This is a genomic window from Caballeronia sp. LZ001, assembly GCF_031450875.1.
Classification (GTDB): Bacteria; Pseudomonadota; Gammaproteobacteria; order Burkholderiales; family Burkholderiaceae; genus Caballeronia.
The window spans coordinates 2,443,052-2,467,775 of sequence record NZ_JARTVX010000004.1 but is presented as its reverse complement, the minus strand read 5'-3'; the positions used below and the strand labels follow the sequence as shown (position 1 = coordinate 2,467,775).

The window sequence follows — 24,724 nt, the reverse complement described above, 5'->3', positions numbered from 1 at the left end:
ACGTTTGAATGACTATGCGCACACTTGGATCACTTCTGGCTAATCTCGCCGTCACCATCGCCGTCACCGCGACCGGTTCGGCATTCGGAGCGGATGCCACGCTCAACTTCACCGGCACCATCGTGCCCCCGTCCTGCACGGTGGACACCGCTTCGGCGAATCAGACGATCAATCTGGGCAGCGCCAATATCCTCGACTTTCCGAGCGTGGGATCGACGATGAATCCCACGGCGTTCAGCCTGAAGCTGACCAACTGCACGCCGGGCACCACGGTATCGATGGCCGTATCGGGCCAGTCCGACACCGTTCCGAGCGTGCTCAAGAACACCGGCACCGCGACGCAGACCGGCGTGCAACTGCTGCAGGCGAGCAGTGCGGGCGGGACCACCGGTACGGTCGTCACGCTTGGCAACACCTCCAATCGCGGCCAAGTGGACGCGACCAACGCCATGACCATTCCGATGGTGGCGCAGTTCTATCGTCTTGGAACGATGACAGCCGGCACGGTGACGACCTCGGCGACGGTCAACTTCACCTACAACTGACGCGCGCGTGACTTCGACACCCTTTGACGGAATAGCGATATGAAAGGCATCGGATTTGCCCGGCTGCGACGATATGCTTGGATCATCTTGTCGAGCGCGCTGGTTCTGATAGGCGGCATGCAGGACGCATGGGCCGACGCTTGCACGGGCGGAGGTCAGAGTGTGCAGGCCATTCTCCCTGCGACGATTTCGGTGCCGCGCGACTTGCCGGTGGGCGCCATTCTGGCGCCCTGGAGCATCACGTCGATGGTCAACTACGTGTGCACCATGTCGACGACATCCGGTTCCGGCATGTATTCGAAGTTGAATGTCGCATGGCCGAAAAGCAGCGTGACGATTGCGAGCACACCGGGCCCAGGTCTCGCGTCCTATACGGTCTTGCAGACCAATGTGCCCGGCGTTGGCATGGCCATCGCGTTCGACGGCGAGCCGAGTTCGTGTGGCGGCGCCGATTGGCTCGACGTGGTGTCGCCCTCCGTGCGGCCGCCCTACGTGGGCTGGACCTGTACCGCCGTTGGTTCCAACCTCAAAAACTATGGGCGTTGGGCAGTTGCGCTCGTGAAGACAGGCGTTGTGAGCGCGGCGGGTGTGCTGGGCGCGCAGACGCTGGCGAGCTCAAGCTCCATGATCAATTTTGTCCCGGACAGCCCGGGCACCACGCCTTTTTATCTGATCGTCCCGGCGGTGACGGTCGTCCCGCTTACCTGCCAGACCCCCGATGTGCCGGTGCCGCTCGGCACCCATTTTCCGGTGGAGATGGCGTCTGTCGGTGCGACTACCGCGGCGGTCCCGTTCAACATCAGCCTCAACAATTGTCCCTCGGGGATGAATGGCGTCCTGTATGAAATCGATCCCACGACCAGTGTGCTTAACAGTTCGCAATCCGTCGTGGCGCTCAATGGCTCGTCGTCGGCCACGGGCGTGGGCGTGCAGCTACTGGATGGCTCCGGCTCCGTGTTTCCGCTGAGCACGACCAAGGCATTCTCCGGCTATAACAGTTCCACGGGTGGCAGCTATGTGATCCCGATGAAGGCGCGTTACTACCGAACCGGTACCGTGACGCCCGGTCCGGCGAACACGTCGATGATCCTCACCATGACCTATCAATAGGCATCGCCGGGCAGCGCTGCTCAGGTTGCTTGCCACGGACAGACGTCCGAAAAAAAACGCCCCTCAAGAGGGGCGTTCCTGTTTCGAGCGTCGCGGTTGTCGTTCAGCGCACCCGCATTCCCGGCGTGGCCCCGCCATGCGGTTCGAGAATATAGAGCCCCGGCTCCTTCTTCTCGTCGGCGGCGGACGCCGCCAGCACCATGCCTTCCGACAGGCCGAACTTCATCTTGCGCGGCGCGAGATTGGCGACCATCACGGTCAGCTTGCCGATCAGATCCTGCGGCTGATAAGCCGAACGAATACCCGAAAACACATTGCGCGTTTTCTCTTCGCCGATATCGAGCGTCAGTTGCAAGAGCTTGTCGGAGCCTTCGACCGTTTTGCAATCGACGATCTTCGCGATACGCAGATCGATTTTCGAGAAGTCGTCGATGGAGATGACGCCCGGCGTCTCTTCGTTCGCTTGCTTTTTGGCGGGCGCCGCGCTCTTAGCCGCACTCGCACTTGTAGCAGCGGCAGAAGCAGCGGCCGCTTCCGGCGCCGCCTGCAACGACTCGCGATTCGCCGCGAGCAAGGCCTCGATCTGCTTCGGGTCGACGCGCGTGGTCAGATGCTTGTACGCGTTCACGGCATTGGCCGACGACAGCGGCTTGTGCGCGTCCGCCCAGACGAGCGGCGCGATGCCGAGGAACGCCTCGACCGCTTCGATCAGCTTCGGCAACACCGGCTTCAGCGCAAGCGACAACAGGCGGAACGCCTCCAGACTCACGCTGCAAGTCTCGTGCAACGCGACCGAGTTGGCCGGGTCCTTCGCCTGTTCCCAGGGCTTCGCGGTATCGACGTAGCCGTTGACGGTATCGGCGAGATCCATGGTCGTGCGCAGCGCGCGGCCGTATTCGCGTGACTCGTAGAAGCCCGCAATCTGCGGAATCGCGGCGCGCAGTTGTGCAAGCAGCGGATGCTGCATCGCGCTGTCCTGCACGCGGCCGTCGAAGCGCTTCAGAAGAAAGCCCGCCGCGCGGCTCGCGATATTCACGTATTTGCCGACGAGATCGCTGTTCACGCGCGCCTGGAAGTCTTCCAGGTTGAGGTCGATGTCTTCCATCGTGCTGTTCAGCTTGGCCGCGAAGTAGTAGCGCAGCCATTCCGGATTGATGCCGGTATCGATCACGCTTTGCGCCGTGATGAACGTGCCACGCGACTTCGACATCTTCGCGCCGTCGACGGTCAGAAAGCCGTGCGCGAACACGTTCGTCGGCGTGCGATGACCGGAGTATTCGAGCATCGCGGGCCAGAAGAGCGTGTGGAAATACAGAATGTCCTTGCCGATGAAGTGGTACTGCTCGGTCTTCGAACCGGGCTTCACCCATTCATCGAAATTCAGGCCGATACGGTCCGCGAGATTCTTGAAGCTTGCGTAATAGCCGACCGGGGCGTCGACCCAGACGTAGAAGTACTTGCCCGGCGCACCGGGGATTTCAAAGCCGAAGTAGGGCGCGTCGCGCGAGATGTCCCAGTCGGCGAGCTTGGCCTCGCCCTTGTCGCCGAGCCATTCGCGCATCTTGTTCGTGGCTTCGGGCTGCGCGAGTCCGCCGACCCAGCCGCGCAGGAAGTCTTCGCAACGCGGGTCCGACAGGCGGAAGAAATAATGCGTGGAAATCTTGCGGATGGGCGTCGCGCCCGACACCACCGAATACGGGTTGATGAGTTCGGTGGGCTGATAAGTCGAGCCGCAAACCTCGCAATTGTCGCCGTACTGGTCCTTCGCGCCGCACTTCGGGCACTGGCCCTTGATGAAGCGGTCCGGCAGGAACATTTCCTTGACCGGATCGTAGGCCTGTTCGATGTCGCGCGCGTCGATCAATCCCGCTTCCTGGAGCGCGGCGTAGATGGTGTTGCAAAGGACGCGGTTTTCCTCGGCATCGGTCGAATAATAGTTGTCGAAGGAAATGCCGAAGCTGTCGAAGTCGCGCTTGTGCTCTTTCCAAACGCGTTCGATCAGCGCTTTCGGCGTGATGCCTTCTTTTTCGGCGCGCAGCATGATGGGCGTGCCGTGGGTATCGTCGGCGCCGACGTAGTAGACCTCGTGACCATGCATGCGCAGCGTCCGAACCCAGATGTCCGTCTGAATGTATTCGACCATATGGCCGATATGAATCTGACCGTTCGCATACGGCAACGCGGACGTGACGAGGATCTGGCGAGCGCCGTTCTTGACGGCGGGCGCGGCGGTGGCGATGGCTGAAATCGGTGCTGACATAAGGCGCGGCCCGGAGGAAATGCAGAAGTTGATCGAAGAACGCAAAAAAAGCGATTTTCGATTTTAGCAGGGAGGGGAAGGAAGACGGGGAGGTGGGGAGACGGGGAGACATGGGCGCGGCAGCCGAAAACCATCGCACCAAAAAAAACCGGGGTCCAAAACCGGGCCCCGGAGCAACAACGACAAGAGGAGAATGGCAGGTGGCGGCCTCGCCGCGCGCCTACCGTAAAGACAGACACGCGCCGTGCGCCCAAGTTTCAAATTTTTTTCAGGCGGCTTCGCGCGCTTTGCCACGCTGCGCCGGCATCTGCCGATTCTCCTTATAAATCAGAAATTTATTGCACTTGGCCCGGCTGTGCCGTCGCGCGCAGGTAAATTTCCACGCGACGATTTTGTGCGCGGCCTGCTTCGGTCGAGTTGTCGGCGATCGGCTGGTTCTGTCCCATGCCCTGCGACGACAAACGCTGACCGGCGACACCGTGCGTAGCGATATAGGAAGCCACGCTTTGCGCGCGATTCTGCGACAGCGTCTGGTTGTAAGCCGCCGTGCCGGTGTTATCCGTATGGCCGATCACGTTGGCGATCAACTCCGGATGCTGCTGCAACGTTTGCGTGACGGAGTTCAGAACCGGATCGAACGTCGGCTTGATCGCGTAGCTGTTGGTGTCGAAAGAGATCGAGTTCGGGATGTTGACCTTGAGCGATCCGTCTTGCTGCTCGGTCACCTGCGTGCCGGTGCCCTTTGAGTCGCCGGAAATCTTGTTGCGAATGGCTTGCCAGTTGTAGCCGGTCACACCGCCGACAGCCGCGCCTGCAGCCGCGCCGATTGCCGCGCCCTTGCCGCCGCCGAAAATCGCACCGAGGCCAGCGCCGGTCGCGGCGCCGACGCCTGTGCCGACCGCCGCATTGTTACCCTGCTCCGTCGCGCAGCCCGCGACCAGTGCGCCAGCAACGACGAAAACCGACAAACGGGTCATCAACTTCAACTTCATGTTTGATCTCCTTGAATCAACGAGCGATTCGGCGCGCCGCGCCGACAGTACGTAAGGGTCTTCGGACGTGCGTCCGGACGAACCTCTACAATTATGAGAAATGAGAGCGCGTCAGTCGCCAGTGGCGATGCATCCCCGGAAACAATTACCGCGCGCAATAGTGCAATGCGCGGGGACGCGGCGCAACGGCTCTAACAATTACTTTCACTTTCCTCAGTTTGTTGCAATGCGCCGTCGCATCAGCACAAACCATTCCATGGAGTTGCAATGAGTATCGACCGCGCGAAGATCGACGCCGCACTAGCCACACTGACCGATCCGAACACCAGCCGCAAGTTCGTCGATACCAAAAGTATCCGCAACGTTTCGCTACAAAACGGCACGGTCTCGGTGAGCGTCGTACTGGGCTATCCGGCGCGTACGCAGTTCGCGGCCACGGCCAAACTGTTCGAGGATGCGTTGCGTGCGGTGCCCGGCGTGGAAGACGTCGTCGTCGATGTGTCCTCGCAAGTCGTCGCGCACGCGGTACAGCGCGGCGTAAAGCTGCTGCCGAACGTCAAGAACATCATCGCGGTGGCGTCGGGCAAGGGCGGCGTCGGCAAGAGCACGACAGCCGCGAACCTCGCGCTCGCACTGGCGGCGGAAGGCGCCAATGTCGGCATGCTCGACGCGGACATCTATGGCCCGTCCTTGCCGATGATGCTCGGCATCTCCGGCCGGCCGGAGTCGCCCGACAATCAGTCGATGAATCCGCTGATCGGTCATGGCATTCAGGCGAATTCCATCGGCTTTCTGATCGAGCAGGACAACCCGATGGTCTGGCGCGGCCCGATGGTCACCTCCGCGCTCGAACAACTGCTGCGTCAGACCAACTGGAAAGACCTGGATTATCTCGTCGTCGACATGCCGCCGGGCACGGGCGACATTCAGTTGACGCTCTCGCAGAAAGTGCCGGTGACGGGCGCGGTGATCGTCACCACGCCGCAGGACATCGCGCTGCTCGACGCCAAGAAGGGCCTCAAGATGTTCGAGAAGGTCGGCATTCCCATTCTCGGTATCGTCGAAAACATGAGCACGCATATCTGCTCGAATTGCGGGCACGAGGAGCATATCTTCGGCGCGGGCGGCGGCGAGCGCATGGCGAAGGAATACGGCGTCGAGATTCTCGGCCAGTTGCCGCTCGATATTGCGATTCGAGAACGCACCGATGCCGGTCAGCCGACAGTCGTTTCGCAGCCGGAAAGCCGGATTGCCGAGACGTATCGCGCGATTGCGCGGCGCGTGGCGATTGCCATTGCCGATCGTCAGCGCGACATGACGTCGAAGTTTCCGAGCATCGTCGTGCAGAACACTTGATGTGGCGCGCTTGGACGCGTTTCGCCGAAGCCTTGTGCGGTGCGGCTCGCGGTATCATGTCGCCTGCTATGGGCGGCCGCGCGGATGCACCGGGTATCGGCGGGCCGCCGAGAGGATCGCATGAGACATAGATTCGACGGAAGGGCGGCCCACGCCGGACTTGCTTCGGCGCTCGTCGCCTGTAGTGTTCTCGTGAGCGGCTGCGGCATCATCTTCCAGAATCACGAGAAACGCGCCGACGCGGTGCTTCAGCCGACGCCTGGCAACGCGGCGCGCGGCACCATCACGCTGATCGAGCGCGCGGACGGCGTTCAGGTGTCGTATAGCCTGATCGACATGCCGCCCGACAGCGATCACGCGCTGCAGGTTCACGAGCGCGGCGACTGCATCGCCATGGACGATCAGGACGCAAGCCCGGTCTTCGCGCTGCCGGCGGAGCGCAAGCGCGCCACCGCGCGTCTCGAAGGCGAACTCGGCAACATTCACGCGGATTCCACCGGATCGGCCACGGGCTTTTTCGTGGCGACGGACGTGTCGCTCGACGGCGTGCGCTCGGTCATCTCGCGCGCGATCGTGCTGCATCGCGAAGCCACCGATCCCTACGCCGCCAGTCCGCACAACGTGGGACCGGCGCTCGCATGCGGCGTCATCCGGCGCTGATCGATGAAGACGCCGCGAGTATCATCCGAATGGTCGATCACGATCGAGCGTCGCCGATACGACCCGTCGTTCGCGTAAAATACGCGCTTTCCGTTTGGCCGCAGCGCGCGACAAAATCGCTGCCGCCATGCCCCGTTTCACCGCAGGCGTCCGGTCGCATGACCGCGAGCCGCAACGCTGGGTAGCGTCCCTATGAGCATCAAGTCCGACAAGTGGATCCGGCGCATGGCCGAAGAGCACAAGATGATCGAGCCGTTCGTGCGCGATCAGGTGCGCGTGACCGAAGACGGCCGCAAGATCGTGTCGTACGGAACGTCGAGCTACGGCTACGACATCCGCGTGGCCGACGAATTCAAGATCTTCACGAACATCAATTCCACCATCGTCGATCCGAAAAACTTCGATGAGAAATCGTTCGTCGACTTCAAGGGCGATGTCTGCATCATCCCGCCGAATTCCTTCGCGCTTGCCCGCACGGTCGAATATTTTCGTATTCCGCGCTCGTGCCTGACCGTATGTCTCGGCAAGTCCACCTACGCGCGTTGCGGGATCATCGTGAACGTGACGCCGTTCGAGCCGGAATGGGAAGGCTACGTCACGCTCGAATTCTCGAATACGACACCTTTGCCTGCCAAAATCTACGCGAACGAAGGCGTCGCGCAGGTTCTGTTTTTCGAAAGCGACGAGATTTGCGAGACGTCGTATGCGGATCGCGGCGGCAAGTATCAGGGGCAGCACGGCGTTACCCTGCCGAAAACCTGATTCCTTCGCTTCTCAAAGAAACGCACACCGCATACGCTTGTCGAAAGACCGCTGTCGTCGAGCTTCCAGTCTCGGGCAGCGGTCGTTCCATTTGGAGATTCGCACGATGAAGTTCCGCTTTCCCGTCGTCATCATCGACGAAGACTTTCGCTCCGAGAATATCTCGGGTTCCGGCATTCGCGCGCTTGCCGAAGCGATCGAGCGCGAAGGCGCCGAAGTGCTCGGCCTGACGAGCTACGGCGACCTCGCGGCCTTCGCGCAGCAGTCGAGCCGCGCGTCGTGCTTCATTCTGTCGATCGACGACGACGAACTCCTGCCATACGCCGATAACGTCGTCGTGGAAGGCGACACGCCGGAACTGGCTTCGGCTATCGTCGCGTTGCGCGCGTTCATCAACGCCGTGCGCCGCCGCAACGCGGACATCCCTATCTTCCTGTACGGCGAGACGCGCACCTCGCGCCACTTGCCGAACGACATCCTGCGCGAGCTGCACGGCTTCATCCACATGTTCGAGGACACGCCGGAGTTCGTTGCACGGCACGTCATTCGCGAAGCCAAGGTGTATCTGGATTCGCTCGCGCCGCCGTTCTTCAAGGAACTGGTGCAGTACGCAGAAGAAGGTTCGTATTCGTGGCATTGTCCGGGACACTCGGGCGGCGTCGCGTTTCTGAAGAATCCGCTCGGACAGATGTTCCACCAGTTCTTCGGCGAGAACATGTTGCGCGCGGACGTCTGCAACGCCGTCGAGGAACTCGGCCAGTTGCTCGATCACACCGGGCCGGTCGCGGCGTCCGAGCGTAACGCGGCGCGCATCTTCAGCGCGGATCATCTCTTCTTCGTGACCAACGGCACGTCCACCTCGAACAAGATCGTGTGGCACGCGACCGTGGCGCCGGGCGATATCGTGCTCGTGGACCGCAACTGTCACAAGTCGATCCTGCACGCCATCACCATGACGGGCGCGATCCCCGTGTTCCTCACGCCGACGCGCAACCAGTTCGGCATCATCGGACCGATTCCGCGCGACGAGTTCAAGCCCGAAAACATTCGCAAGAAGATCGAGGCGAATCCGTTCGCGCGCGAGGCGCTCGCGAAGAACCCGAAGATCAAGCCGCGCATTCTGACGATCACGCAAAGCACGTATGACGGCGTGATCTACAACGTCGAGATGATCAAGGACCTGCTCGGCGACCTGCTCGATACGCTGCACTTCGACGAAGCCTGGCTGCCGCACGCCGAGTTCCATTCGTTCTATCAGGACATGCACGCAATCGGCGCGGGCCGGCCGCGTACCGGCGCGCTCGTGTTCGCCACGCACTCCACGCACAAGCTGCTCGCGGGCATCTCGCAGGCGTCGCAGATTCTCGTGCAGGACAGCGAGAACAGCACCTTCGACCGGCATCGTTTCAACGAGGCGTACCTCATGCATACGTCGACGAGCCCGCAATACGCGATCATCGCGTCATGCGACGTGGCCGCGGCGATGATGGAAGCGCCGGGCGGCACGGCGCTCGTCGAGGAATCGATTGCGGAAGCGCTCGATTTCCGCCGCGCCATGCGCAAGGTCGACGACGAATACGGCGACGACTGGTTCTTCAAGGTCTGGGGCCCGGAGGCGCTGGCCGAAGAGGGTATAGGCGACCGCGAAGACTGGATGCTGAAGCCGAACGACCGCTGGCACGGCTTCGGCGCGCTCGCGGAAAACTTCAACATGCTCGACCCGATCAAGGCGACCATCATCACGCCGGGACTCGACGTGGACGGCAGCTTCGGCGACACGGGCATTCCGGCCGGCATCGTCACGCGCTATCTGGCCGAGCACGGCATTATCGTGGAGAAGACCGGGCTCTACTCGTTCTTCATCATGTTTACCATCGGCATCACGAAGGGCCGCTGGAACTCGATGGTCACCGAACTCCAGCAGTTCAAGGACGACTACGACAACAACCAGCCGCTATGGCGCGTGCTGCCGGAATTCATCGCGCAGCATCCATCGTATGAGCGCATCGGCCTGCGCGATCTGTGCGAGCAGATTCACAGTGTTTATCGCGCGAACGACATCGCGCGTCTGACTACCGAGATGTATCTGTCGAGCATGGAGCCGGCCATGAAGCCGTCCGAAGCGTTCGCCAAGCTCGCGCACCGCGAAATCGACCGCGTGCCTATCGACGAACTCGAAGGGCGCGTGACGAGCATTCTGCTCACGCCGTATCCGCCGGGCATTCCGTTGCTGATTCCGGGCGAGCGCTTCAATCGCACGATCGTCGATTACCTGCGTTTCGCGCGCGAATTCAACGAACGCTTCCCAGGCTTCCATACCGACATCCACGGGCTCGTGGGCGAGGTGATCAACGGGCGTATCGAATACTTCGTCGATTGCGTGCGCGACTGAGTTGCGCCCAGCTGCGCGCTGATCGTTGCTAGAAGACGATCAGCGCCATGATGGTGTCGCGATACCTTCCAGGCGGTTTCGATTCCTGCGCCGGGACCTGGCCATAGACCACGAGCGTTTGCGGCTGGCCGGTTCCGGTATTGAAGGCCATCGTCGTGCCATTCGTGCCATCGGCCCAAGGCACCTTGTGCGTCGGGTCGATGTATAGCTGATAGTCGATGGTCTCTGTCCCACCCTGGCGAGCGAGCTTGCGGTTGGTGGTCGTCGCGCCGGGCGTCATGCCGCGGTCCAGCGCCACCGAAAAGGGCATGCCCGAGACGCACGTCACCCGCAACGAACTCGTCGCCTCGATCGGTTGATCGAGCAGGCTCGCCTCCCGGAAGACGAGGGGCGACGCGTCTATCGTGCAAGTCGGGCCGACCGTCGCCGTAACCGTGAACGGACCGCTCGTATAGGGCGCCGTTGCCGTCTTGCAATCGGGTGGCGTGCCGGTGTATCCCACATAGACGAAGTAGGTGTCCGAGGCGCTGAACGGCATGGTGTACGTGCCGTTCGGTACGGGCTGGTTAGGCGGAATGCGTCCATAGAACGGCTCATGTTCCCAGACCTTGCCGCCCGGATGAACGGGAAGATCGAGCGTCAGCGGCACGGTGTCGGGCGCCGTGACCGATCCCCATACACCTTGATGGTCCGGATCGACGTAGAGGTTGTAGTTCAACGTTGCGCCGCTTGGGCCAATGAGCGTGCGCGAGTCGGTGTGGCCGATGTTCAGGCACATGCGAACCATCGCCGTCGAATAGCCGCTGCACAAAATGTGAATGCCGCCGACGATATCGGCGGGCTCGGTGTCCGTCACATCGATGGAGCCGAAATCCGTATAGCCCACCGAAAACGTGCAGGTTTGCGAGCGCGCCGCGCCAGAGAGCGCGCAGAGCACGAGAAACACGAACGCGTATCTGACGGGACGAAACGAGCCGTGCGTGCGGCGAAGGGGTGCGTGCATGTCATTTCTCCTTTTGGCTCTTGCCCTTGTCCGGCTGGCAGGTGATCGGCCCGAGCTGTGGCAGGTCTCCAGCCTTCGGCGGGTCGAGCCTGAAAACGGCTGAACAGTCGCCTTTCGCCTCGTGAATCGTCACGTGGTTGTCTGAATCGAGACGGCGGAAAAATGCAACGCCGTCGTAGCCGACGATCGCCGCTTCGCCCGTACTCGTGAGCGTCGCCACGGCGCCGGCGGGCAAGGGCGCGCCCGTGGTATCGACGAAACTCACCGACGCGCCCTGATAGCGCGACATGCCGAAGTGCGCGAGCGCACCCGAGCGCCGCTGCGGCGCGATGTCCAGTTTCGTTCTGTCGATGGATGCGTCTGGCGGCAGCGCGAGCGGGTCGATCGCGAGTTGATTGCGCTGATAGGAAGTCAGATTCGGCACGAGCAGATAGCCCTTCGAGTTCGTCACGCCGACAAAGCGGTTCTCCTGCGTGACAGGAACATTGGGGACGCCATCGGTCGAAACGAGCGCGAACGCGTCGGTGACCGTGCGCGTCGGCAAGATGGCGCCGTCCATGATCGCGATGCCGCCCGCCATGTCCGTGCTGAGCGCCGTCGTGCCGTTGAAGCGCTGCGCGGTCGCCTCGAAATCGCCGAACTTCGAGCGATAAGTCGTTCCGGCGAAGGCATGACGATAATCGGCACCGGCGCCGCCTTGAACCGACCAACCCCAGCCGCCACCGTAGTCGGCGGGACGCGATGCGGTGACGTCGGCGGTCGTGTGTCCACCCGACTGCGCCACCGTCGTGCTGACCGACGTATTGCCGCCGAGCGCGATGGTTATGCCAATCGAACCGCCCCATACTCCGCGCTGCAGAAAGTCGCGATACGTGCTTGCGAAAAGCGACCAGCGGCTGCCGATCTGGGCGTTGTAGGCAAGCGTGACGACGCGCGCGTGTCCCGAGAACGTGTCTTCGGAATCGACGTAGCTCACTGTTGCCGATTGCGACCGCATCAACGCGACCGATACGGTCGCCTGGTAAATATGCTGAAACACCGAGGTGCCGTCGAGGGCCGCGATATCGCGATAGTTGTTGGTCGCGTGCGTGGTCTGCAGCGTCAGCGAAGCCGCAGGACTGATGTACTGGTAGCCAAGACTGAAAAGCGCGCCGGTCGCGCCATTCAGCTTGCTGCCCGCGGCCGCCGCATTGAAGACGCCGAATTGGCCTGCGCGCACGATCGCGCCCGTGCCGGCGTTGCTCAAACCTTGCCCGCCTTCCGCGTGGGCTTGCAGTGTGAGCCAGTCGGTGATGCCATACGCGGCGGTTCCGCTGAAGACGGGCGATGCCTCGTACGACCAGGAGCGCAGCGTGTAATCGTCGCGCAGAAAGCCGAATTCCGCCGAATAGCTCGACAGGCCTTTTGACAGCAGATGCGTGTCGATATAAAGCGGCACGCTCGTCGTGACGCGACGGCCGAGCGCATCGGTCACGACCACTTGCGCCGTGCCCGCGCCTGTCAGACTGGGCGCCTGCGCGATCTGGAACGGACCCGGCGCGACGTTGCCGTTGTACTGGCGCAGACCGTTGATATACAAGTCGACGGCAGAGGGCACCGCGGCCGATCCGCTGAACATCGGCAGGGGAAACGTCACGAGATCCGGGCGCAGGCTGAAATCGCGCTGTATCTGGAAGCCGCCGAATCGCACCGAGCGCGTCCACGCGAGCGAGCCGGAGATGGCGTCGCCGAACGTCATCGTCATGAGTTTGGCCGGATTCGAATAGACCCAGTTCGTGTCCAGCCGCGTGTAGCCGTTGGTTCCGGCGCCGTTGAGGTAAGTGCCGGTGTTGTCGAATACGCCCGCCGGACTGAAGAGCCGCTGTTCGTTCCAGACGCCGAACTGACCGGCCGCCATTTCGCCCAGTTGGCGCGTGTACGTCACGTCGTAGTTGAGCGCGAAGCCGGTGCCGGGCGTTGCCTTCGGTGTAACCGGAAGCCGGTTGCCGAGGCGCTGCGCGATCTGACGCGACCGGTCGACGTCAAGAAGCGCCTGCTGACGCGCGGACGAATAAGTGGCGCGCACGCCTGGAATCGATGAAACGGCGATCCATCCGTCTGCATCGGCATGTAAGTCGTCGACACGGATGCCCGCATTTTCGAGCGTGGCGCGCTCGGCATAGAGCTGGCCGTGACGCAACTCGAAGTTGGACGGCTCGCCCAGGTTCGTGCCGTTGACGACGATCTCGAGCACGAGCGACTGCGTTTCTTGCGATTGCATGTCGAGCAAGGCCGTGCGCGGCGAGCCCGCGATATTCGGAACCTGGCTGGGCGAGCCGCCGGTGATATCGACTTGAGCAACAGCCGCTTGGGAAAACACGCCCAGTGAAATCAGGAGAGGAACACCGCGCGTCACGAGCCTTGGGCGAGTCGATCCATCCATGACGATGCACGCCGTTCCCGTGGCAACCCCGAACGATCAGGGCGCGGCCGGATTGCTTAACGATCCGTTCATGCTGGCGCCGTTCACCGTGGCGCTGACTTCGCCCGTCTTGCCGTGCATGGCGCTGGCCGCGTCGGGGAGTATCCATGAGCGCACCCGGCCTGGCAGCACGTAGCCGAGCAAACCGCCGGACACGCGCACATCCTTGTCCGATGTCTTGAGTGAAACGGTGCTCAGTTGCGCGTGAATGTCGCCATCGTTTTGCACTCGCAGATACGCCTTGCCGTTTCTTTCGACGACGGACCATTGCAGCTTCGGCGTGCTCGCCTCACCGCGCGGCGAAATGAATAGGGGTACGGAATATCGAAAGCGAAACTGAACCGCCGATTGCTTGTCGCCGCCGTCGGGCGGCAACTCGTCGATGATCAGGCGGTATGCGCGTTCCTGTGCAACGGGTGCGGCGTTGGCGCGAATGACGCGGATGACTTGCTGACCGCCGGCGGGCACTTCGGCGATAGGCGGACTGGCGATCAGATCGCGGGTAGGCGTGAGTTTGTCTTCTTCGTCGGACTGATCCCAGACGAAGGTTCGCACCTGAGCGTGAATCGGTTCATCGCCATCGTTGCGTAACGTGACGACCTTGCCGTTTTCCGGGCCAGCGAGCTGGATTGAAACCGGAGATATCTGCAATGACGCGGCGAGCGAGGCAGCGCATTCCAAAAGCAGAAAGGCTGCCCATGCTGGTTGTGTAAAGCGTGGCATCGTCGGTCTCCCGAATTACTTCCGACGATGCCAGTGATATAGCTTTATTCGAGCTCTGGCAAGCTTTGCACATGAAGCGAAGCGAGTTGCCTCAGAACACGACCGTGGCGGTAACAGTCGAGCTATAGGTGCCTGCGGCCGGTGTGGTTTGCGACGGTACGCGGCCGTACACGACGAGGCTCTGACTGTCGCCATTACCTACACCCGAAGCCGTGTCGATGCCGGTCTGCTGGCCCCAGAGCTTGGTGCGGGCTGCATCGCGATACAGGTTGAAATTGACCGAGGCGTCGCCGGTGGCGTTGGCGAGCTTGCGCTTTGCGATGAGCGAACCGGCTGCCGTGCCGGCATCGAGCGCGACGTTGTAGGGCGTTCCGGACGTGCAAGTCACCGCGAGGTTGCTGGACTGATCGACGTTGTCGGTAAGCGCGCCGGTGTCGCCGAAATTCAAGGGGTTCGCCGAGATCGAGCAATCGTCTTGAACGTTGAGCGTCACGTCGAACGTCGCGGTCTTGTTGCCGGCGAAGGCGCTGGGCGTGGCGACGGCAACGGTGCTTGCAACGATAGCGATGATGGCGACATTCTTGATCAGGTTACGCATGCTTGAGACTCTCCGGTACGAATTTAAGCGGGAAGCTTTTGATTCGGCGCTGCGTTTTTCTGCATCGCCGCGACATGTATGAATCATAGGGACGGGCGCTTTAAGACTGAATGAGACGAATCTCATTTGAGATAGCGTTGTGCTGCCTTTCCCTTACTGCATCAGGAGACGCGGCTTTATTGCGATAGATTCGTTGCGCCGTCAGATGCAAAAACGGCCTCCCGAAGGGGGCCGTTCCGTCTGCTTATCTACTCGCTTCAGAACACGACCGTTGCGGTGACAGTCGAGCTATAAGTGCCTGCGGCCGGTGTGGTTTGCGACGGTACGCGGCCGTACACGACGAGACTCTGACTTTTGCCATTACCTACGCCCGCTGTCGTGTCGGTGCCGGTCGTCTGGCCCCAGAGCTGCGTGCGGGCTGCATCGCGATACAAGTTGAAGTCGACCGTCGCGGTGCCGCCGGCATTGGCGAGCTTGCGTGTCGCGACTTGCGAACCGGTTGCCGTGCCGGCATCGAGCGCGACGTTGTACGGCGTGCCCGTGGTGCAGGTCACGGCGAGGTTGCTGGACTGATCGACGTTGTCGGTAAGCGCGCCGGTGTCGCCGAAGTTCAAGGGGTTCGCCGAGATCGAGCAATCGTCTTGAATGTTGAGCGTCACGTCGAACGTTGCGGTCTTGCTGCCGGCGAAGGCGCTGGGCGTAGCGACGGCAACGGTGCTTGCAACGATAGCGATGATGGCGACATTCTTGATCAGGTTACGCATGCTTGAGACTCTCCAGTACAAATTTAAGCGGGAAGCTTTTGATTCGGCGCTGCGTTTTTCTGCATCGCCGCGACATGTATGAATCATAGAGGCGAGCGCTTTAAGACTGAATGAGACGAATCTCAATTGAGATAGCGTTATGCTGCGTTTCCCTTGCTGCATCAAAGGCTGCGGATTTATTAAGATAGAAGCGCTGCGCGGTCAGATATAGAAACGGCCTCCCGAAGGAGGCCGCTGTCTGCTGCGATCAGGCCGCGCGGTGCGCTCAGATCAACCCTTCGGCCTTCAGCGCCGCCTGCACGCCGGCGCGCTCACCCACGCGCGACCGATACGCCACGAGCACCGGCCACTTGCCGAGATCCAGATCGATGAACTTGGCCCAACCGAGCACCGTGAACAGATAGGCGTCGCCAATGCTGAATTCGTCGCCAAGCAAGTACGGCTTGTCTTCGAGTTGTTGCGCGGTGTAGGCGAGGCGGCGTTCGAGATTGCTCATTGCCGCCGCTTTCCAGTCGCTGCTTGCGGACGGATTGAAGAACGGAGAGAAGTTCTTGTGCAACTCGGTGCCGATGAACGTCAGCCAGCCTTGCAGACGATAACGCGCCATGGCGTCGTTCAGCGGCGCGAGATGCTTTGCGGGCGCCTGGTCGGCGATGTATTGCATGATCGCGGGACCTTCGGTCAGCACATCGCCATTGTCGAGGACGAGTGCGGGAACGTAACCCTTTGCATTGATCTTCGTGAAATCCGCGCCGCTGGCAGTGACTTTCGCCTTCAGATCGACCGCTTCGATATCGAACGGAAGGCCGGATTCAACAAGCGCGATATGCGAGGCCAACGAGCAGGCCCCGGCTTTGTAGAACAGTTTCAAAGCGAATCTCCATTAATAAGGCTCGAAAGATTATGAAGGAGAGCGCTTGCGCCAGGCACGATCCACAATGAAATTAAGTGTCTCAATCCAGTATGTAGAGCCGCGACGAAGAAGAAGCCTTGGGCGCGCGTTCGAAGGCGGGATCGGCCGACATGTCGTGCAGAACGGCTTCGAGCGTATTGCACATTGCGTTCAGGGCGAGGTCGTTTTCTTCGAGGCCGAACGGATCTTCGATCTGTGCGGCGATTGCTTCGAGCGCCATGAACGCATAGGCGACGAGCAGCGCGAACAGTGGCGTGAGCATACCGGCACCATCGACGAGACCGAATGGCAGCAGCACGCAAAACAGATAGATGGTGCGGTGAATCATCACCGAATAGGAGAAAGGCAGAGGTGTGTTCGCGAGCCGCTCGCAGCCGCCGATGACGTCCGACAGCGCGTTGAGGTTACGGTCGATCGCGATGAGCGCGTAGCCGTCGATCGTGCCGTCACGCTGGCGTTGTGCGAGCCATTCGCCGAACCATAGCAGGATGATGCCCGGCTTGAATTGCGCGGTCGAGACGCGAGCGTGCAGTTCGGGCGTCAGCCGTGATGCGAGATCGGCGAGCGCATCGGTGCCGCGCAACTGATGCCGCAACGCATGCGCAAAGCCGCCGATTGCCGCGAGGAAGTGCCGCTTTTGTAGAGGATCGAGCGAATCGGGCATCGACAGAATCTGGCGTGCGAGCGAGCGCGCCGTGATGAAGAGTTCGCCCCACAGTTTTCGGCCTTCCCACCAGCGCTCGTAACTTGCGCTGTTACGAAAGCCGAGAAACACGGCCAGCGCGATGCCCACGAGCGCAAACGGCGGCGTGCCCAGGTTCACCGGATAGTTGCGAATGTGATCGTGCATGAACATCGCCGAGATCGACAGCACGAAGATGAGCGCGAGCCTCGGCAGCAGTTGGGGCAGCACGGAGCCGCGCCAGACGAACAGCAACCGGAACCAGTTCAGTTTTGGGCGAATGATCATGAATGACTACCTTGTGCGAAGCGTGGTCGCTGTCGTTGTCGATTGATGCAGAAACAATCAGCATGATAAGCGGGCCGTAGAAAGCGGCAGCGAAACGACGCGCGCACTGCGGTGCATGCGCGTCCTGATGGCGAACATCGGCTACGCTGACAACATCCGGGATGTCGGTCCGCGTGTGCTACCGCATATCGTTTGAAGCGTCTAGAATGAAACCCAAACGAAGGGCAAGTAGATTCCGTTTAAGTTAGTAAAGCGAACTATTTCAGATGGCGTAAGCGAAACATGCGTCGAAGCCAGATGCGAAAACAGTCCGTGTGAATCCGCGATACCAGACCCCTCTCCAGTTGCCTGTTTCATTTCTTCTATGCCGGGAGTGCGCACGTATCGATACGCGTGATCTTGCATAGCCGATCGAGGAGAAGCAAACAACAAGCTCGGGCACCAATGCCGTTCGAAACTGGAACGAGGCATCGAGTGACTCGACGTTCTGAAAATGAGTCCGCTTGCCGACGTGTTTCGAATCTTTATCGAGGCAATTCGGCTCGTCGTACACAAAGCGGACGCTGGCTATTGAACGAGCGTAGGAGTGTCTCTCATGTTGCGTCACAAGAAGAAGGTTTTGGCAATGCTGGTTCCGCTGGCCGTTCCATGCCTTGCGTGGAGTCACGGCACGATGGAAACGCCGATCAGCCGGGTCTACGCCTGCTACAAGGAAGGGCCGGAAAGTCCGACGTCCGCGGCGTGCAAGGCTGCGGTGGCCGTCGCCGGGCCAGCGTTTCTTTATGACTGGGCGGGCGTCAACCAGCTTCCCAATGGCGATCACAAATCGTTCGTACCCGACGGGCATCTGTGCAGCGCCAACAAGTCGAATTATTACGGTCTGGATCTGGGTCGCAACGACTGGCCCACGACGACGATCTCGCCCGACCTGAGCGGCAACTACGAGTTCGTCTGGAACGCGACGGCGCCGCACGTGACGCGCTACTTCCAGATATTCATGTCGGCGGATGGTTACGACTTCAATCAACCGTTGAAATGGTCCGATCTCGACAGCAAGCCGTTCTGCGAGATAACCAGCGTCACGCTCGACAACGGCCGCTACAAGTTGAAATGCAAATTGCCCGCAGGCAAGACAGGCAAACGCATCCTTTATGCGATCTGGCAACGCAACGATAGTGCGGAAGCGTTCTATGCGTGTATGGACGTGGTCATCAACTCGACTAAAACGAGCTGGCGCGAAGTTCGTCCAATCCCGACCACCGCGGTGGATCAGCCGGTCGGCACGAAGATCACCTTGCGGGTATTCGATAACGACGGTCACGATCTCGAATCGCTCAGTTACACGGTGACGCAGCAAACGACCGCCGCGGCCGACTGGGTGTATGCAATGGCCACGAAGATCAACACGGACTCCGGGCGCGTGCATCTCGGTCTCGTGGATAACAACGGGAACATCGTGCCGCAGAAGGTCATGTCGGCGAACCGCATCTACGTCGATAGCGCGCAAGACTACAACTTCGCGATGGACTACACCGGAGCGCCCGCGCCAACGCCTGCTCCGTCGCCGACGCCCACGCCCGCACCGACACCGACTCCCACGCCGGCCCCGACGCCCACGCCCACGCCAACCCCTGCGCCTTCACCGAAGCCGCCATCGCCGGCCCCGGCGCCAACACCAACACCAACGCCGAGCCCGACGCCAACCCCTGCCCCGTCGCCAAGCGCGGGCGGATCGACCTGCTCGGTTGCCTGGCAAGCCGGCACGCTTTATAAGGCGAAGGAAACGGTATCGGATAGCGGCCACAACTACAGCGCGCGCTGGGAGAACTCCGATCAGCCATCGCGCAACGCGGGTAACGGCAAGTCGTGGCAGGACATGGGGACGTGCTCCGGACAGACCGCGTTGACATGCGCGCCGGCCTGGAGTTCGAGCAAGACTTACTCGACAGCCGGAACGAGTGTCAGCGTGAGCGGCATGAACTATCGCAACAAGTGGTGGAGTTCGGGCGTCGACCCGGCAACCAACTCCGACGGTGCATGGGAAAAAGTAGGAGCGTGCAAGTAGCAGTGCCAGCGTGTCGCGCCGGAGCGATTGTTCCGGCGCACACGCGGCGTGGATCGCTCTTTGAATGCGTCAGGCTTCGGCGCGAAACCTGCCCTGACGAATCCACTTGGTGGCAATCCACTTCTCGCCTTTTTCGACAGGCGTTCCGGCATGCAGCGTGCGCGCGTCGGTTTGACCGAGGTCATTGACATACTCGAAATACAACGCGCTGCCGCGACGCGGATGAATGCGCAAGCCGACGTCCGGAAAGGTCGTATCGCCGCCTCGTTCGACTTCGTTGAGATAAAGAATGACGGTTGCAATACGCTGTCCGCCGCGCAGCATGTGGTGCCGGCTGCCGGCTTGCTCTTCGGGAAAGTAGTCGAAATGCGGACGATATTCGCCACCTATGCCGTAGCGCAGAATATGCAGGTCCTCGCCGTTCTCGATTGGTTGCCGCACGAGTTCGGCGAGCCTGCGATCGATCCTGGTGACGAGTGCATCGGTCGATGCGTTGACGAACGCGCCTTCGCTCTTGCGTTCCTCGATAGTGATCTCGTTGCCCGAGTCGGGATCGACGACCGATGACTGCTGCACGCGCGCGCGGCCGATATCGATCAACCTCGCGCATTCGTCATCGGTCAAGACGTCGGCCAACAACGCGACTACCGGCGTCTCGCATGTGAATACCTTTAGCGCTTCGCAATCGCTCGCGCTCAGCACGCGACCGTCGGGAAGCATGGGCTTGCCGTATCGATACACGCCGGGCGAATCATCGCCGTCATCCGATGTATCGCCTGCAATGTGACGCGCGATGATGGAGCGCGCGGCGTTCGGATGGAACGCGCTGGCGACCATTGCGTCGATGAGCGATTGATGCGTGCAGCCACGGCGGATATTCTCGTCGAGCCAGTTCTTCCATGTAGCGTCGAAGCGCGGATTCGTGCTCATCGTGACGTCATCAAAAAGCGAGAGTTTCGATTCGTCCCGAGCGGTGCGTGACAAGCCGACGCTCGGTTGAACGCTGGGGAAATCAGCTTTCATGGAAGCACAAATGCTGGCGTAAAACAACGGCATCCTTGGACAATCCGTCATTGAAGATCGTGCTAAAGAAGTGAATCGGCCAATGAATCGAAACGCTGACTGCATGGCGGTTTGGTTCGTTGGCTCGGTTCGTCGATTAAGCGTGGCGGAAGGCCCGAAGCACACTATCCTTGTTGAATGTCCGCACGTTCAACTGTAGCGCTCGTCTTGCGAGCCGGCACGCGTCATTCCATATCGACGCTGCTGGCCTGCGCGCTCGTGATGTCGATGAGGCAGGCGAACGCAGCTTCCATGTTGAGATGCGAGGCCGCGGATAATTCCGTCCGCTATGCGAGCGAGAATCTCGACAACGCGAAATGCAGTCGCGTGAATCTGATCTGGCAAGCCGCCTATCCGCCGGTGGCGTCGAGCGTTGCGCCAGCCCGTGCCGCCGCATCGGGCGATCCGGGCGCGCTGGCATCGAGCGTGGCGTTACCGCGTCGTGCAAGTCTTGCAAGGCGCGAAGCCGTCACGCCTGTCTATACCTACGTGGAAGACGGCGTCAGGCATTACCTCACGAAGATGCCGCTGGGCGTGGCGCAAAACGTCGAAGTCATCAAATTGCACTTCATGGAGACGTGCAGCTTGTGCGCGCCCGAAGAGAGCATCGGCATCCCCGCCTTGAAGCTCGACTTGCGTTCATATCAACGTGAAATCGATGCGGCTGCTTCGACCTTCGGCGTCGATAGCGCATTGGTTCGTGCCGTGATTCATGCGGAATCGGCGTACCGCACGAACGCGATATCACGCGCGGGCGCACAAGGGCTCATGCAACTCATGCCCGCGACGGCGCTGCGCTTCAACGTCAACGATCCCTTCGATGCCGCGCAGAATATTCGCGGTGGCGTGAGTTATCTGGCGTGGCTGCAAACGCGCTTCAACGGCAACGTCGATCTCATGTTGGCGGCTTATAACAGCGGCGAATCGAGCGTCGACAAATACAACGGCGTGCCGCCCTACAGCGAGACGAAGATCTACGTCTCGCGCGTCAAGGCGTTAACCGAGCGTTACAAGAGCGGCAAATGAAGATGGCACGGTCTTCGGAATCGGACGCACGATACCGTCGTTCGCAGGCCGCGCGTTCAACCAGAACGAACCGTTGAACGCGTGCCCGTGGACGTTGCTATTGCGTGTTGTCTATCACGATCTGCCCGTTGTATTGAACCTTGCCGCGGAAGAAGTAGTCGGTGCAGGCCTTGTAGTCGCCGGGCGTGAGAAGCGAGAACGGCATCTGATAATCGACGAGCTTGCATCCGGTGACGGGCTTGCCGTTGGCCCACGCATAGTCCTTGTCCAGATACGCCTTGATTGCCGCGGCCGAGCCTTCCGTGAAACCGCGCATGTTCGCGCAGCCTAGCGGTTCGTCGGCGGGAATGGTGACGCCGAGTTCGCGCGCGAACTCCTTGTACGCGTTGATGCGATTGGTGACTTGCGAGCGTTCCGCGCCGCCCTGACCGCACTCTATGCCGCCGTTGATGATGTAGATCGTCGCGCCGAAGCCAGGCTTCATGTTGTTGCCGACGTCGACGCTATTAGGCTTCCAGGTGCCGTCGATCGCCCAGGTCATCGGCGGCTTGGGCGTCTGCGGGGTCACGGCGAACCATACCGCCGAGGCGAAGTTCAGCCATGTATCCGCGACGCGGCCGGGGTCGTCGAGCAGCACGTTGGGGTCGCCGTATAGCGCCTGCGAGAACGGGCCGAAGTTGTAGTTCCAGGATAATTGCTTGGCGCCGCGCCCGAAGTAGTCGAGGTACTTGCCTGCCGCGTTCTTCGCGCACGGAAAGAAGATCCAGTTGGTCGCATGCGAGCCCGGCGCGCATTGTTGATACGCACCAACGGCCGAGCCTTCCTCGTAGCCCGACTCGCGAAGGAACCATAAAGCCTGCTGCCAGAGCGAGATGGCCGTGTCTTGCGGCATTTTTGCGAGCACGGCGTTGTTGTGGTCCGCATAGCCCGAGCGCACTTGCGCCGGCGTGAGCGACGGCCAGTTGGCGGCCGTCTCCTGAACGAAGTGCGCGAAGGACGTGGCGAGCAACTTGCGGCAGATGGCGGCGGCGTCGCGTCCGTCCGTGTAATCGCCGCAGTACGCCGGAAACTTGGCGATCCCGCGCAAGAAGCTGACGTAGGAGTATTTGATGTTGCGCACCGGGAAGAGCTGGTCGAACTTCGCTTCGCTTACGATCGACTCGACTCGCTTTACATTCGATGGATTCGCCGCGCGTCCGGGCGTGACGGCATCGACGTCGGTATCGGGCAGCACGCGCAGCGCGTCGCGGATCAAGCCGATCTGGCCGTTGGTCTGATCGACGAGTGTCTTCTCGGTCGCGTTGAACTGGGCGACGGTCGGATAGCCGGTGGGTTCGGGGATGTAGGTGATCTTCGGCTTGTAGGATGCGATTGGAGTCGGCGCCGGTGTTGGCGTCGGCGCTGGTGTTGGCGTTGGTACGGGCGCGGGAGCCGGCGTTGGTGTCGGTACGGGTGTTGGCGTCGGCGCTGGTACAGGCGCGGGCGTCGGCGTTGGCGTCGGAGTTGGTGTGGGCGCGGGCGTAGGCGTTGGCGTTGGCGTTGGCGTTGGCGCGGGCATGGGCGTAGGCGAAGGTGAGCCGCCAGAACACGCACCGAGATCTTCCCACGCACCATAGGCGCCCGATTGCGCCGGGTTGTCTCCCTGGGTCCACCACTTATTTCGATAGTTGCGGCCGTTATAAGTTATGCGCGTACCCGGTGTTGCATAAGCTTGGGTAGCAGACCACGCTGCAAAGCACGATGAAGTTGGCGTTGGCGTTGGCGTTGGCGTTGGCGTTGGGGCGGGTGTTGGTGATGGCTTTGGAGCTGGCGCAGGCACAGGAGCCGGAACTGGCGCAGGAGCAGGAGCAGGAGCAGGAGCAGGAGCAGGAGCAGGAGCCCCCGCCGCCCCCACATCCTTCCAAAGCGTCGGCGTAGTCGCAGGAAACCATCCCGCGCCCGGATACGCCGTATGCGCCTGCTGCGCCTGATAAACGCGACCGCTATAAGTCACCGTGGCGCCAGCCGCATAGGTCGCGCCTTCGCGCCATGCTTCCTGCGCGGACACGATGCCGGCATGCAATAGCAACGCGGCTGGAAGCATCGCCAACTTTCTACGAACGGTCAACATCTCAGCACCTCTTTTGGAACGCGACGGCCAGCAGCTGCACATGCCGGCCCGATATGAAAACTACCTTCGATTCATGCTCATTTCCGGGTAGCTCGTGAACTTCCAGTCCTCGTAGCTCGTCTTCAACGCGAAGCTCGCGTCCTCGTCGGAGAAGCCATCCGTTTTCAGCGGCGTTTGCTTCGATGAGCTGTACACGCCGTACAGCTCGCCGTTGGGGCCGCGCACCGTTTGCCATTCGCCGTTGGTCATCGGGTCGGTGTATGCATCGCGCAGGTATCGGCGCACGAAGGACGCGCGCGAGTCGCGCAACAGGTCATCGAAGCTCTTCGGAAAAGCGCCGCCAGGGTCGGCCTTGACGTACTCACGAATCGCGTTGCGGATCGCATCGCCCTTTTTCAGCAGTTCGAATTCGCGGTTGCGCTGAATCTGCGTGCTCCATACGGTGCCGATCTGCATCAGATAGATGCCGATGAGCGCCACGCACATCAGCGCCCACAACATGCCGAAACCATGCTGCCGCTTGCGCGATGCAAACGCTCGACGCGCTCGATCCGAATGCCGCCCGCGCGCGCTACCAGCTGCCGTAGTCGGTGCCATCCCTGGCCTTGCCTTTTGCGCCGCTGCGCACGTTATAGACGCCGGGCGTGCCGTCGTTGGGCGGCTCGGTCGTCCAGGTCGTGCGGCTTTGCGCGACCGGGTCCATCGGCACTTCACGCAGATAGCGGCGCTCGACCAGTTCGTTGAGCGATTGCGGATAGCGCCCCTGATCGCCGCGAAAGCGGTCGATGGAATCACGCATGGCGGCGAGATTCTCCTGCAGCACGGTTTCCTTGGCTTTCTCCGCCTGCCCGAAGTAGCGCGGCACGACGAGCGTGAGCAAGGTCGCGATGATCGCCAGAACGACCAGCAATTCGATTAGCGTGAAAGCGCGCAGCATTCGTTTGTTCATGAC

Annotated in this window: 22 protein-coding genes and 1 pseudogene; 9 read left to right on the top strand and 14 right to left on the bottom strand. The window is 61.2% G+C overall.

What is annotated here, in order from left to right; genetic code table 11:
- The first annotated feature begins 8 nt into the window (after positions 1–8).
- Both P9292_RS22485 and P9292_RS22480 read left to right on the top strand, forming a co-directional pair.
- The gene (locus P9292_RS22485; RefSeq protein WP_250491926.1) at positions 9–545 is read left to right on the top strand and encodes a fimbrial protein; all 537 of its coding nucleotides are present in this window, start codon (positions 9–11) and stop codon (positions 543–545) included.
- Between the two features lie 39 nt (positions 546–584).
- On the top strand, positions 585–1,655 hold the full coding sequence (locus tag P9292_RS22480; protein WP_309961311.1) for a fimbrial protein: 1,071 nt from the start codon (positions 585–587) through the stop codon (positions 1,653–1,655).
- Positions 1,656–1,758: 103 nt separating this feature from the next.
- Here P9292_RS22480 and metG read toward each other — a convergent pair whose 3' ends face one another.
- Positions 1,759–3,915 carry a methionine--tRNA ligase gene (metG, locus tag P9292_RS22475; protein WP_309961308.1) on the bottom strand — a complete coding sequence of 719 codons (2,157 nt, stop codon included), beginning with the start codon at positions 3,913–3,915 and terminating at the stop codon, positions 1,759–1,761.
- Between the two features lie 335 nt (positions 3,916–4,250).
- Positions 4,251–4,907 carry an OmpA family protein gene (locus P9292_RS22470; RefSeq protein WP_244827286.1) on the bottom strand — a complete coding sequence of 219 codons (657 nt, stop codon included), beginning with the start codon at positions 4,905–4,907 and terminating at the stop codon, positions 4,251–4,253.
- Positions 4,908–5,174: 267 nt separating this feature from the next.
- Between P9292_RS22470 and apbC the strand changes: the two genes are divergently transcribed.
- The 4 genes from apbC (at position 5,175) to P9292_RS22450 (ending at position 10,077) form a co-directional block, all read left to right on the top strand.
- The gene (gene apbC / locus P9292_RS22465) at positions 5,175–6,263 is read left to right on the top strand and encodes an iron-sulfur cluster carrier protein ApbC (protein ID WP_309841791.1); all 1,089 of its coding nucleotides are present in this window, start codon (positions 5,175–5,177) and stop codon (positions 6,261–6,263) included.
- Between the two features lie 120 nt (positions 6,264–6,383).
- On the top strand, positions 6,384–6,923 hold the full coding sequence (locus tag P9292_RS22460) for a superoxide dismutase family protein (RefSeq protein ID WP_250491930.1): 540 nt from the start codon (positions 6,384–6,386) through the stop codon (positions 6,921–6,923).
- A gap of 192 nt (positions 6,924–7,115) precedes the next feature.
- Entirely contained in the window at positions 7,116–7,685 is a 570-nt protein-coding gene (gene dcd / locus P9292_RS22455; protein WP_086972352.1) for a dCTP deaminase, read from the top strand.
- 106 nt (positions 7,686–7,791) lie between these two features.
- A complete protein-coding gene (locus P9292_RS22450; protein WP_244827289.1) occupies positions 7,792–10,077 on the top strand; it encodes an arginine/lysine/ornithine decarboxylase in 2,286 nt (761 codons plus the stop codon).
- 28 nt (positions 10,078–10,105) lie between these two features.
- On the opposite strand, the gene P9292_RS22445 is transcribed toward P9292_RS22450, so the two are convergent.
- From P9292_RS22445 to P9292_RS22415, 7 genes are all read right to left on the bottom strand, one after another.
- Positions 10,106–11,080 (bottom strand): spore coat protein U domain-containing protein, encoded by a 975-nt coding sequence (locus tag P9292_RS22445; RefSeq protein WP_309961305.1) that lies wholly within the window; start codon positions 11,078–11,080, stop codon positions 10,106–10,108.
- Position 11,081: 1 nt separating this feature from the next.
- Positions 11,082–13,502 carry a fimbria/pilus outer membrane usher protein gene (locus P9292_RS22440; protein WP_309961303.1) on the bottom strand — a complete coding sequence of 807 codons (2,421 nt, stop codon included), beginning with the start codon at positions 13,500–13,502 and terminating at the stop codon, positions 11,082–11,084.
- 36 nt (positions 13,503–13,538) lie between these two features.
- Positions 13,539–14,264: a molecular chaperone gene (locus P9292_RS22435; protein ID WP_309961301.1), complete on the bottom strand. Its 726-nt coding sequence runs from the start codon at positions 14,262–14,264 to the stop codon at positions 13,539–13,541.
- 91 nt (positions 14,265–14,355) lie between these two features.
- On the bottom strand, positions 14,356–14,862 hold the full coding sequence (locus P9292_RS22430; RefSeq protein WP_250463592.1) for a spore coat U domain-containing protein: 507 nt from the start codon (positions 14,860–14,862) through the stop codon (positions 14,356–14,358).
- Positions 14,863–15,119: 257 nt separating this feature from the next.
- Complete coding sequence (locus P9292_RS22425) at positions 15,120–15,626, bottom strand: spore coat U domain-containing protein (RefSeq protein WP_244827295.1); 507 nt, start codon at positions 15,624–15,626, stop codon at positions 15,120–15,122.
- Between the two features lie 265 nt (positions 15,627–15,891).
- Complete coding sequence (gstA, locus tag P9292_RS22420; RefSeq protein ID WP_250463595.1) at positions 15,892–16,497, bottom strand: glutathione transferase GstA; 606 nt, start codon at positions 16,495–16,497, stop codon at positions 15,892–15,894.
- An 82-nt stretch (positions 16,498–16,579) separates the two neighbouring features.
- Positions 16,580–17,509, bottom strand: coding sequence for a bestrophin family protein (locus P9292_RS22415; protein WP_250463598.1), 930 nt, complete (start codon positions 17,507–17,509; stop codon positions 16,580–16,582).
- 595 nt (positions 17,510–18,104) lie between these two features.
- On the opposite strand from P9292_RS22415, the gene P9292_RS22410 reads away from it, so the two are divergent.
- Positions 18,105–19,574, top strand: a complete 1,470-nt coding sequence (locus P9292_RS22410) for a lytic polysaccharide monooxygenase (protein WP_309961296.1) — start codon at positions 18,105–18,107, stop codon at positions 19,572–19,574.
- Between the two features lie 69 nt (positions 19,575–19,643).
- Here the strand turns inward: P9292_RS22410 and P9292_RS22405 are convergent, their stop codons facing one another.
- Positions 19,644–20,504, bottom strand: a complete 861-nt coding sequence (locus tag P9292_RS22405) for a 2OG-Fe(II) oxygenase (protein ID WP_309841807.1) — start codon at positions 20,502–20,504, stop codon at positions 19,644–19,646.
- Between the two features lie 270 nt (positions 20,505–20,774).
- Between P9292_RS22405 and P9292_RS22400 the strand changes: the two genes are divergently transcribed.
- Positions 20,775–21,662, top strand: coding sequence for a lytic transglycosylase domain-containing protein (locus tag P9292_RS22400; protein WP_309961294.1), 888 nt, complete (start codon positions 20,775–20,777; stop codon positions 21,660–21,662).
- A gap of 97 nt (positions 21,663–21,759) precedes the next feature.
- Here P9292_RS22400 and P9292_RS22395 read toward each other — a convergent pair whose 3' ends face one another.
- Complete coding sequence (locus P9292_RS22395; RefSeq protein ID WP_409015405.1) at positions 21,760–23,481, bottom strand: glycoside hydrolase family 19 protein; 1,722 nt, start codon at positions 23,479–23,481, stop codon at positions 21,760–21,762.
- Here P9292_RS22395 and P9292_RS22390 point away from each other — a divergent pair.
- A complete protein-coding gene (locus tag P9292_RS22390) occupies positions 23,403–23,579 on the top strand; it encodes a hypothetical protein (RefSeq protein ID WP_309961290.1) in 177 nt (58 codons plus the stop codon). The genes P9292_RS22395 and P9292_RS22390 overlap by 79 nt on opposite strands.
- A gap of 40 nt (positions 23,580–23,619) precedes the next feature.
- Here the strand turns inward: P9292_RS22390 and P9292_RS43245 are convergent.
- From P9292_RS43245 to P9292_RS22380, 3 genes and pseudogenes are all read right to left on the bottom strand, one after another.
- Positions 23,620–23,745, bottom strand: a pseudogene (locus tag P9292_RS43245) (carbohydrate-binding protein); the annotation flags it as partial.
- An 87-nt stretch (positions 23,746–23,832) separates the two neighbouring features.
- Complete coding sequence (locus tag P9292_RS22385) at positions 23,833–24,369, bottom strand: type II secretion system protein (protein WP_309841814.1); 537 nt, start codon at positions 24,367–24,369, stop codon at positions 23,833–23,835.
- Positions 24,344–24,721, bottom strand: coding sequence for a type II secretion system protein (locus tag P9292_RS22380; RefSeq protein WP_244827303.1), 378 nt, complete (start codon positions 24,719–24,721; stop codon positions 24,344–24,346). The genes P9292_RS22385 and P9292_RS22380 overlap by 26 nt, the downstream gene beginning before the upstream one ends.
- Between the last annotated feature and the right edge of the window lie 3 nt (positions 24,722–24,724).